Genomic DNA, 4864 nt, shown 5'->3' with positions numbered 1-4864 from the left:
TGACACATTTTTATAAGAGGTCAGGTGAAATAAAAATTGCTTGGCATGTTTTAGATGACGCAGTTTTGGTAATCGACCTGGCACATTTTTATAAGAGGTCAGCCAAAATAAAAATTGCTTGGCATGTTTTAGATGGCGCAGTTTTGGTAATCGACCTGAAGAGTTTATAAGAGGGCCAAGTAAAAAGAATTTCTTCGCTAGTAAATTACCACTCACCTTAACTCTAATTAAAAAGTAAGTTAGTTGCCCAACCCTCACACTAGTGCTAACATTTGTACACACAAAAGTCAGGAGTCTAGCATGGATACCAGAATTCAATTTCGAGTTGATGAAGAAACTAAACGACTTGCTCAGCAAATGGCACAAAGCCAAGGTAAAACACTTAGTGATGCTTGTAGAGAGCTCACAGAGCAATTAGCTGAACAGCAAAGAAAATCGCTGTCTCACGACGCTTGGTTAACAGAGCAAGTAAATCAAGCTTTCGATAAATATGAGGCTGGTGAAAGTACTTTTATCGACAACAAAACAGCTAAATCCCGCATGGCTGAGCGTAAAGCAAAAATACGCAATAGAGGCAATCTATGATCCTATGGGAAGATGAATCTTTAAATGATCGTGAAAAAATCTTCGACTATCTTTATCACTTTAACCCAAGTGCTGCAGACAAAACCGATGAGCTCATCGAAGCTAAGGTAGAAAATTTATTAGCCCAGCCTTTGATGGGCGTAGAGCGTACATGCATCAAAGGGCGACTGCTCATTATCCCTGAAATCTCGATGATTATTTCCTATTGGGTCGAGGATGACATAATACGTGTCATGCGTGTTCTACATCAAAAACAAAAATTCCCTCGAGATTAACCCTTTTCAAATAACGCCTGCTAATCAAACCACCTCCCCTACTTTTAATGGTTTACCCCGGCTGATTTGATGGCACTGCGCTAAGAATAACTCGGCAGTTGCCATGGCATCAGTAAGGGCATGGTGCGAGCTGTAATGCGGTAAATTGTAACGTTTGCGACATTCGCTGAGAGTTAAGTCATCGTGGCCAATTTCATGACCTTGTTTATGGAGGCGCTTTTTTTCAATCACAAAAGTATCAAGAATCAAACGCGCTTTTGCCTTTAAACCGAACTTACGACACGCTTGTTTTAAAAACCCCCAATCCAGCGCCGCATTATGAAACACCAAAATACACTCATCAAAATGCTCATGCAGCTTGCCAAGGATCGTTTCTAAGCTTTCGCCTGCATCTATATCTTGCTTAGCAATACCGTGATAAATCGGGCTTTGCTCTAAACTTTGCACGTCTTTATTTATTAAGTGCTGAGCACCGCTGAGTTTAATACATTGATCTTCTATCATCACCCACGCCACAGAGACGATTTCATGCTTGCGAGGATCAAGACCTGTTAATTCCATATCGATCACAATGTAGCGTTCTTTATAGGCATTAGACGCCAATAATTGCTTGCGTGCTAAATACCGACTTAACCAGCGTTTTACCATTGTGCTCTCCTATAAACTTCCGCGAGCAAATTTAAAGGCAGCAGCTTGCTGTGCTTGTTTAACCAAGTAAAACGCTTCTTTTAATTGGTGGCGCTCTAGGGAGTTTAAGGCATTTGGATTAATGCAGTTACTCGGTAGGCCTTCTTCATTTATTTGCGTACCTAAACGCAGCTGCGTTAAAAAACGCCAGCAATCTTTTAGGTTATACAAATCATCTTTATTGAGTAATGAAAATCTCATTAAGGCATCGATTCGCTCTTGCGTATTAGCCCGCTGAATACCCGCTTTGAGAGAATATAAACGCACTATATCGTTGATGATCACCACACCACGTTTTTTTAAATCAAGGTACTTATGCTGCTTGTCATCTTTTTCTAGCTTAAATTGATTAAACAATCCGATTGGTACAGGTGTATTTTTAATATCACTGGCCATAGCCGCATAGAATAAGTCATTTTTAGAAATACGTTTTAATTGTTCACAGAAGCTTGCATATAAGGTTGTTGAGCCTTCAATAAACCGTAAATCAAAAAATATTTTGCAATTGAGCATGGCCTCTGGCGTGGGGGAGGTAATCCATTTATAGAATTTTTCAGTCCATGCACTTATACCCATTCTGCACTGTGGGTTGCTCGCCATAATATTACCTAGGCAACGTTTAATACCGCATTCAGTCAACTGCTCGCATACAAACTCGCCCATACGTCTGAAGTAATCTTGCTGCTGTTCAGTTAACCCATCTGGCAACAGTAAACCATTGTCTTGATCTGAATGAAGGGTTTGTTCTTCACGGGCCTGCGAACCAAAGCAAATAAAGCTAAAGTTGGTTGGCGCAGCACCATTATCTTCTTGAAACAAAAGAATTAAGCGCGAGGTCAAGGCATCGGTTAAACCACTTAATAATTTACCAATCAGTGAGATATCATCGATATTATTCGAAAAACCTTTTAATAAGCTCGGGATTTCTTGCGAATAGCGTTTTAAGTCAACCACACTATGCGCTTTATAAATACGACCAATCAATTGCACAGGGTCACTTTTTTGCTGGCGCAATAAATCAGTGCTGGTTAGCATACCCAATGGTTTATGGTGCTCATCAAGTACAGGTAAATGATGAATATTGTATTTGAGCATCAAGTGCAACGCTGAAAACACCCGATTATTCTCAAAAATAAACTTTGGTTTAGCAGTCATAATACTGCTGACAGACTCTTGCGGGTCAACCTCATCGGCTAATACACGGTTGCGCAAGTCTCTGTCTGTAACGACCCCCACTAAACGCTCATTTTCTGTAAGCATAATCGACGAGACACCCTGTTTTTTCATTTTCTTAGCGATTTGTCGAATGCTCGCATCAGGTGCTGAGATGACTGCTTTTCGGTTCATCAACTCCGCTATTTTCTTTTCAGACCAACTCTCATTTTGACTCTTATAGTGAGATGAAAGCAGGCGATTCTTGTGAGCTCGCACAAAGTATTGCTCAAATACTTTGTATTCACGACGCAAATAGTCAAATGCCGCTTGGCCTAACATGTAGACAATGCCTTCCTTTTGCACAGAAATACTATTTTGAATGGCCTCGCCTGTTAGCAATGAGGGAAAGCCAAAGTAATCGCCAGTTGCCAACTTAGCAATCACATCGCCTTTTGCATCAACCAAATCGTAATCACCAGAGCGAATCAAAAACAACTTTGGATTTTCTGAGCTTAACCACTGATTTTGATTCTCACGGGTAAGGTAAATAATATCGAGATGGTTAACAAAGTACTCGCAGGCAGCCATATCAAGCTGATTAAAGGGGGTTTGCTGCATCACAAATTGGGCGACTTCCTGTTGCTCGGTATTCATGGTCATTCTCGCTATTCGATGGGGCATTATCTACACTACTCCCGTTTTAAATAAATAAAAAGCCCGACTTAAGTCGTAATGCCAGTCAGTTAAGCTGACTGGCTTTTTTCTTTGTGGGGTATTTAGTCGGTCTTTTCCTCACAACTCTTGGGTAATACCTATCAGGCCGTTTGTCAGGTAATTTCATCATCCTTAACGATTCCATCAGGTATTCATAGTGAACGGGCAACTTGGTTACTGTTTCCGGTAAAGTGGTTAGGAAGAACACGATGATGTGTCTCATGCAGAGGCCGAAGCTAAGCCGCGATGGGGATAGCTCAGGCATATCTTTAACGGCATCCAGCATAATCATCCGAATCAGGTTGTAGGCCAGTAGTAGTCCCCAGAGCTCCTGTCGTACCATCTCAGGTTTCTTGCTACGAAGTGTTAGCTTGGCCTGATTTAGCGTCTGTTTCATTTCCCTGAACCCTAGCTCTATTTCCCAGCGTTGAACGTACACATCAACAACTTCTTCGTAGGGAAACTGCAATACATCGACCATTGAACTGAGCACATGGTAGCTTTTCCCGTCTACTTTGTAACTGGTTAGCCTCGCGTCGATGGTTTCTGGTAGACCATCAAATTTTTTCCGAGCCTGAGGCGAAGTCTTGAGAGTGATAACAGCATCATGTTCGCTTAGTCGGTGTTTTACTGTGTACTGTAGATCTTTACGGGCAGGGAGCATCCAGTGCGTATTAACGCCTTTAGTCATCCATAAGTACAATAACCCCAGCGAATAATATCCTCTGTCGAAAAGAGTCAGAGAGTTATTGGGAACCGAAGGAATAAGCCGCTGCGCAAGAGACATCTCCCCCACATCCCGACTGTCAAACTCACTGGCCAGTAGAAGGTGGCTGGAGGTTTCCATCAGACTACACATGCGTACCTGTGGATACGGATTATCGCCTTTAGCATTACGGTCACAACCGAATGCAGTAAGGTTCTCACCGGTATCCTGAGCACGAAACATCACGCCATCAACTGCTAACACATTTAAACCACACCACTGTTCAAAGGCAAAATCACCAAAGGCCCGTTGTGCCATCAGCTTAAAGACGTGACCGACAGCTTCATCACCTAGTCGTTGCCGAGCTTGAACTACCGCACTGGGGGCAACAAATCGATTTTTACCTGGTAATGAGATATCAAGTTTATTTGCGATGTCCCAGACAGGGTCATTACGAAAAAGACTCATACCCACGATAGTAAATACGACCGAATCCAGAGGTAACCGGCGACGTCTGATAGTTGCTACGCCCGATAGTGTATAGGCTTGCTGAAGAAGTTCAGGGTCGACAAAAGACATAAGCTTATCGACAGCCTTCAAGTCTTCCGCATGACTAAATGTTTCATCGAGGTTTGTGAGTAAAGACATAAAAAAATCCGATATCAGTTTCTGATATCGGATTTTGAAGCCTTTAAAAGATCGGTCAACCGATCATGAAAATATTCTTAACTGATCGGCATTA

6 protein-coding genes are annotated in these 4864 nt (G+C 42.0%); 2 read left to right on the top strand and 4 right to left on the bottom strand.

Annotated elements, in window-relative coordinates; all coding sequences use genetic code 11:
- On the bottom strand, positions 1–216 hold a 216-nt coding region (locus tag PAARA_RS20670), incomplete at its 3' end, for a hypothetical protein (protein ID WP_209438186.1).
- Positions 217–300: 84 nt separating this feature from the next.
- Here PAARA_RS20670 and PAARA_RS13250 point away from each other — a divergent pair.
- Both PAARA_RS13250 and PAARA_RS13245 read left to right on the top strand, forming a co-directional pair.
- Positions 301–585, top strand: a complete 285-nt coding sequence (locus tag PAARA_RS13250; RefSeq protein ID WP_062569509.1) for a type II toxin-antitoxin system TacA family antitoxin — start codon at positions 301–303, stop codon at positions 583–585.
- On the top strand, positions 582–860 hold the full coding sequence (locus PAARA_RS13245; RefSeq protein WP_062569508.1) for a type II toxin-antitoxin system RelE/ParE family toxin: 279 nt from the start codon (positions 582–584) through the stop codon (positions 858–860). Before PAARA_RS13250 ends, PAARA_RS13245 begins: the two co-directional genes overlap by 4 nt.
- A 24-nt stretch (positions 861–884) precedes the next feature.
- Here the strand turns inward: PAARA_RS13245 and PAARA_RS13240 are convergent, their stop codons facing one another.
- The 3 genes from PAARA_RS13240 to PAARA_RS13230 all read right to left on the bottom strand — a co-directional run bounded on the left by PAARA_RS13240 (position 885) and on the right by PAARA_RS13230 (position 4770).
- A complete protein-coding gene (locus PAARA_RS13240) occupies positions 885–1508 on the bottom strand; it encodes a 3'-5' exonuclease (protein ID WP_062569507.1) in 624 nt (207 codons plus the stop codon).
- Positions 1509–1517: 9 nt separating this feature from the next.
- Positions 1518–3356, bottom strand: a complete 1839-nt coding sequence (locus PAARA_RS13235) for a DUF294 nucleotidyltransferase-like domain-containing protein (RefSeq protein ID WP_062569506.1) — start codon at positions 3354–3356, stop codon at positions 1518–1520.
- Between the two features lie 85 nt (positions 3357–3441).
- A complete protein-coding gene (locus tag PAARA_RS13230) occupies positions 3442–4770 on the bottom strand; it encodes an IS4 family transposase (RefSeq protein WP_062567086.1) in 1329 nt (442 codons plus the stop codon).
- Positions 4771–4864: the final 94 nt, after the last annotated feature.

Source organism: Pseudoalteromonas arabiensis, from assembly GCF_001550155.1.
Classification (GTDB): Bacteria; Pseudomonadota; Gammaproteobacteria; order Enterobacterales; family Alteromonadaceae; genus Pseudoalteromonas; species Pseudoalteromonas arabiensis.
The sequence above is the reverse complement of the archived record's forward strand: the minus strand, read 5'-3'. Positions and strand labels throughout refer to the sequence as shown.

Bases quoted from the DNA above. Each gene is read 5' to 3' on its own strand.
- PAARA_RS13250 (WP_062569509.1), top strand. From the start codon at position 301: ATGGATACCAGAATTCAATTTCGAGTTGATGAAGAAACTAAACGACTT.
- PAARA_RS13245 (WP_062569508.1), top strand. From the start codon at position 582: ATGATCCTATGGGAAGATGAATCTTTAAATGATCGTGAAAAAATCTTC.
- PAARA_RS13240 (WP_062569507.1), bottom strand. From the start codon at position 1,508: ATGGTAAAACGCTGGTTAAGTCGGTATTTAGCACGCAAGCAATTATTG.
- PAARA_RS13235 (WP_062569506.1), bottom strand. From the start codon at position 3,356: ATGAATACCGAGCAACAGGAAGTCGCCCAATTTGTGATGCAGCAAACC.
- PAARA_RS13230 (WP_062567086.1), bottom strand. From the start codon at position 4,770: ATGTCTTTACTCACAAACCTCGATGAAACATTTAGTCATGCGGAAGAC.